Source organism: bacterium (assembly GCA_036524115.1).
In the GTDB taxonomy this organism is placed as follows: domain Bacteria; phylum JAUVQV01; class JAUVQV01; order JAUVQV01; family DATDCY01; genus DATDCY01.
This window is the reverse complement of the sequence record DATDCY010000162.1, coordinates 1-4,757: the sequence shown is the minus strand read 5'-3', so window position 1 is coordinate 4,757 and position 4,757 is coordinate 1. Positions and strand designations below refer to the sequence as shown.

General features: G+C 72.6%; 5 protein-coding genes. All 5 read left to right on the top strand.

All coding sequences use genetic code 11. The features are described from left to right. Nucleotides 1-103 precede the first annotated feature (103 nt). Genes VI078_07955 through lptC form a run of 5 tightly spaced genes read left to right on the top strand, consistent with a single transcriptional unit; the run spans nt 104 to nt 4,714 of the window. The gene (locus VI078_07955) at nt 104-1,759 is read left to right on the top strand and encodes a CTP synthase (GenBank protein HEY5999221.1); all 1,656 of its coding nucleotides are present in this window, start codon (nt 104-106) and stop codon (nt 1,757-1,759) included. Next, nucleotides 1,734-2,609, top strand: a complete 876-nt coding sequence (gene kdsA / locus VI078_07950) for a 3-deoxy-8-phosphooctulonate synthase (GenBank protein HEY5999220.1) — start codon at nt 1,734-1,736, stop codon at nt 2,607-2,609. The genes VI078_07955 and kdsA overlap by 26 nt, the downstream gene beginning before the upstream one ends. 47 nt (nt 2,610-2,656) lie before the next feature. Then, complete coding sequence (locus VI078_07945; protein HEY5999219.1) at nt 2,657-3,580, top strand: KpsF/GutQ family sugar-phosphate isomerase; 924 nt, start codon at nt 2,657-2,659, stop codon at nt 3,578-3,580. A gap of 10 nt (nt 3,581-3,590) precedes the next feature. Next, complete coding sequence (locus tag VI078_07940; GenBank protein ID HEY5999218.1) at nt 3,591-4,121, top strand: HAD hydrolase family protein; 531 nt, start codon at nt 3,591-3,593, stop codon at nt 4,119-4,121. After that, nucleotides 4,118-4,714, top strand: a complete 597-nt coding sequence (lptC, locus tag VI078_07935; protein ID HEY5999217.1) for an LPS export ABC transporter periplasmic protein LptC — start codon at nt 4,118-4,120, stop codon at nt 4,712-4,714. Before VI078_07940 ends, lptC begins: the two co-directional genes overlap by 4 nt. The last annotated feature ends 43 nt before the right edge of the window (nt 4,715-4,757 follow it).

The following is a 4,757-nucleotide window of genomic DNA, read 5'->3' as shown; positions in this document are numbered from 1 at the left end:
ACCGCATCAGGGTGGCCGTGACCGGGCATGAATCCTTTGGTGTTGACATCCCGGATGATTTGAGTAAAATACTGAATCGTTTAGGTGAAAGTTGAGATCATGAATGGAAAAGAATAAATCTGCAACAAAGTATATTTTTGTCACCGGCGGCGTGGTATCGTCGCTCGGGAAGGGGCTTGCGGCCGCGTCCATCGGCGCTCTGCTTGAGGCGAGGGGGCTCAAGGTCACGTTCCTGAAGCTCGATCCCTATATCAATGTGGACCCCGGCACCATGAGTCCGTACCAGCATGGTGAGGTTTTTGTGACGGATGACGGCGCCGAGACCGACCTGGACCTCGGCCACTACGAGCGCTTCACCCACGCGCGGATGGGGCGGGACAACAACTTCACGACCGGCCAGATCTACTACTCGGTGATCACGAAGGAGCGCCGCGGGGACTACCTCGGCGGCACGGTCCAGATCATCCCGCACATCACCGACGAGATCATGGCCGACTTCCGCAAGGTGCAGGACGTGGACGTGGTGATCGTCGAGATCGGCGGCACCGTCGGCGACATCGAGAGCCTGCCCTTCCTCGAGGCGATGCGCCAGTTCATGTGGGAGGTCGGCCCCGAGAACGCGATCGCCATCCACCTGACCCTCGTGCCGCACCTGGGCAAGGCCGGGGAGCTCAAGACCAAGCCGACCCAGCACAGCGTGAAGATGCTGCGCGAGATCGGCATCCAGCCGAACATCCTCTTCTGCCGCGCCGACCGCCAGCTCGCGCCGGAGCTCAAGGCCAAGATCGCGCTCTTCTGCAACGTCACCCCCGACGCGGTCGTCACCGGCCGCGACGTCGAGACGATCTACGAGGTCCCCCTCGCGCTGCACGAGGAGGGGATCGACGAGAAGATCACGCGCCTGCTCAACATCTGGACCAAGCGCCCGGACCTCTCGACGTGGGAGGAGATCGTGCGCCGCATCTACCAGCCGAAGGCCGAGGTCGAGATCGCGCTCGTCGGCAAGTACATCCAGCTGCGCGAGTCCTACAAGAGCCTGACGGAGGCCTTCGTGCACGGCGGCGTCGCCAACGAGACGCGGGTGAACCTGCGCTGGATCGACGCGGAGGCCGTGGAGAAGGAGGGCGCCGAGCGGCTGCTCGACGGCGTCGACGGCCTCATGGTCCCGGGCGGCTTCGGCATCCGCGGGATCGAGGGGAAGATCGCGGCGATCCGCTACGCCCGCGAGCGCAAGGTCCCGTTCTTCGGCATCTGCCTCGGCATGCAGTGCGCCGTCATCGAGTTCGGGCGCACCGTGCTCGGGCTCGCCGGGGCCAACAGCTCCGAGTTCGACGAGAAGACGCCGCACCCGGTCATCGACCTGCTGCCGGAGCAGCACGGGGTCACGACGAAGGGCGGGACGATGCGGCTCGGCGCCTATCCCTGCGCGCTGCAGCCCGGCACGCTGGCGCGCGAGGCGTACGGCCAGGACGAGATCCAGGAGCGCCACCGCCACCGCTTCGAGTTCAACAACGCCTACCGCGAGCAGTTCCTCGCCGCCGGCATGGTGCTCTCCGGGATCTACCCGGGACGCGCGCTCGTCGAGATCGTCGAGCTCCCCGGGCACCCGTGGTTCCTCGGGTGCCAGTTCCACCCGGAGTTCAAGTCGCGCCCCTGGGCCGCCCACCCGCTCTTCAGGGAGTTCGTGAAGGCCGCCCGGAACCGCCGCGAGCAGGGGTCCCCGGCAGCCGGCCATGCCGCCGAAACGCAGCGGTCCTGAGGCCGCCGGACACGCGTCCGCGGCCGCGCCGGTGACCGCCGGCGGGGTCTCGATCGGACCGGGCCGTCCCCTGGCGCTCATCGCCGGGCCGTGCGTCCTGGAGGGCGCGGCCTTCTCGCTCGCCCTGGCCGAGCAGCTGCGCGAGCTGGCCGGGCGGCTCGGCGCGCCGCTGATCTTCAAGGCCTCCTACGACAAGGCCAACCGGACCTCGGGCGTCTCCTACCGCGGGCCGGGGTTGCGCCGCGGCCTCGAGCTGCTCGCGCGGATCAAGGAGCGCACCGGGCTGCCGGTGATGACGGACGTGCACTCGGTCGAGGAGGTCGGCCTCGCGGCCGCGGTCGCCGACGTGCTGCAGATCCCGGCGTTCCTCTGCCGGCAGACGGACCTCGTGACGGCCGCCGCCGCCAGCGGCCGGCCGGTGAACGTGAAGAAGGGGCAGTTCCTCGCGCCGGAGGACGTCGTCCACATCGTCGCCAAGGCGCGCGCCGCGGGCGGCATCGGGGTCATGATCACGGAGCGCGGCACCACCTTCGGCTACCACCGTCTCGTCGTCGACTTCCAGGGGCTGCCGCGCATGCGCGCCTTTGGGGTGCCGGTCGTCTTCGACGCGACGCACAGCGTGCAGCTTCCCGGCGCGGGGCGGGGACGCTCGGGGGGCAACCGGGCGATGGTCGGCTACCTGGCGCGGGCCGCGGCGGCGGTCGGGTGCGACGCGGTGTTCTTCGAGGTGCACCCGTCCCCCGGACGGGCCCGCAGCGACGGGGCCAACAGCATCACGCCGCGGGCGCTCGCGCGCCTCTGGCCGCAGCTGGCGGCCCTCGACCGGGTCGGGCGGGGAGGGGCGCCGTGACGGTCGCGGACGCCCGCGTGCTCGCGCGCGCGCGGCGCACGCTCGAGATGGAGGCCGACGCGATCCGGCGGCTCGCGCCGCGGCTGGGCCGGGAGTTCCTCGCCGCCGTGCGCCTGATTGCCGGCTGCCGCGGCAAGGTCGTGCTCACGGGCGTCGGCAAGTCCGGCCTCATCGCCAAGAAGATCGCCGCCACCCTCTCGAGCACCGGCACGCCCGCGGTGTTCCTGCACGCGGCCGAGGGGGCGCACGGCGACCTCGGCGTGGTGACCCCGGGGGACGTGGTGCTCGCCGTCTCCTCCAGCGGCGAGAGCGAGGAGATCCTGCGGCTGCTGTCGCCGCTGCGGCGGCTCGGCGCCGAGCTCATCGCGCTGACGCGCGTGCGCGGCTCGCGGCTGGGGGCCGCCGCCGCCGTCGTGCTGCTCACCGGGCGCACACGCGAGGCCTGCCCGCTGGGCCTGGCGCCGACGACCAGCTCGACCGCGGCCCTCGCGCTCGGGGACGCGCTGGCGATGGCGCTGCTCGAGCAGCGCGGCTTCGGCGAGGAGGACTTCGCGCGCCTGCACCCGGGCGGGTCGCTCGGCGCGCGCTGGCTGCGCGTGGGCGAGCTGATGCACCGCGGCGGCGAGCTGCCGCTCGTGCGCGAGGACACGCCGCTGCTGCGGGCGATCTACGTCATGAGCACGGGGAAGCTCGGCGTCACCGCGGTCGTCGACGGCCGCCGGCGCCTGCTCGGCGTGGTCACGGACGGGGACCTGCGCCGCATGATCGAGCGCGGGGTGGACTTCGGCGGCACGGCCGTGGGCGCGGTGATGACGCGGACGCCGGTCAGCGTCGGCGCCGAGGAGTTCGGCGCGCAGGCGCTGCGCCTGATGGAGGCGCGCGCGATCACGGCGCTGCCGGTGGTCGACGCGCGGGGGCGGGTCCAGGGGCTCGTGCACCTGCACGACCTGCTGCGGGCCGGGATCGCGTGAGGGGGCGGCGGTGAGGGAGCAGCTCGCCCGGGAGAAGGCCCGCGCCGTGCGCTGGCTGGTCCTCGATGTCGACGGCGTGCTCACCGACGGGCGTATCCTCCTCGACGGCGACGGCGGGGAGTGGAAGGCGTTTGACGTGCGCGACGGCCACCGCATCGTGATGGCGGCCGCCGAGGGTATCCGCACGGCCTTCCTCACGGGCCGCACCTCGCGCGTCGTGGAGCGGCGCGCCGCGGAGCTGGGGGTGCAGCGGGTGTTCCAGGGGGTGCGCGACAAGGGCGAGGCGCTGGCGGCCTTCCTGCGGGAGGAGGGCGTGGACGGCGGCGCGGTGGCCTACCTTGGCGACGACCTCGTCGACCTGCCGGCGATGCGGCTGGCCGGCCTGGCGGCGGCGGTCGGGGACGCGGTGCCCGAGGTCATCGAGGCGGCGGACTGGATCGCGTCGGCCCCGGGCGGCCGCGGGGCGGTGCGCGAACTCGTCGAGTTCGTCCTGGCGGCGCAGGGGCGCTGGGAGCCGGCGCTGGCGAGGTACCGCGGATGAGCGGCGGGCGGCTGCGGACGGTGACGCGGCGGCTGCTGCTGGCGGTGCTGCTGGCGGCGTCTGCCGGCGGCGTGCTCTGGTTCCGGGGCCTCGATCGCGGCGAGGACGCCGCCCCCCCGCCGGCGGTGATGGCGCCGGCAGCGGACGCGGAGATGGTCACGCGCGACTTCCGGCACGTGGAGGTGCGGATGGACCGCACGGTCTGGATCCTGGAGGCGAAGCAGGCCGAGGTGCGGGGGGAGCAGGCGCAGCTGACGGCGGTGAAGATCACCTGGTACGGCGATCAGGGGGACGACCCCGTGGTCATCACGAGCGAGGCCGGCCGCATCGACTTCGGCGGTCGCACGGCGGTGCTCACCGGGAGGGTGCGCGCCGCGCGTGCCGACGGGGCCGCGCTCGAGACCGAGGAGCTGACGTACGACGAGGCGCGCAAGCTGCTGCTCGCGCCGGCGGCCGTCCTGCTGACGACGCCGACCTCCTCCTTCCGGGGGACGGCGCTCACCGCGAACCTCGAGCGCCGCTGGGTCAAGCTCAGCGGGCGGGTCGAGGGGGAGATCCGCGGCGTCAAGGCGGCCGCGGCCGGCAACTCGTGAAGGGAGGGACGATGAGGACGCTCCTCGGACGGGCGGCGGCGCT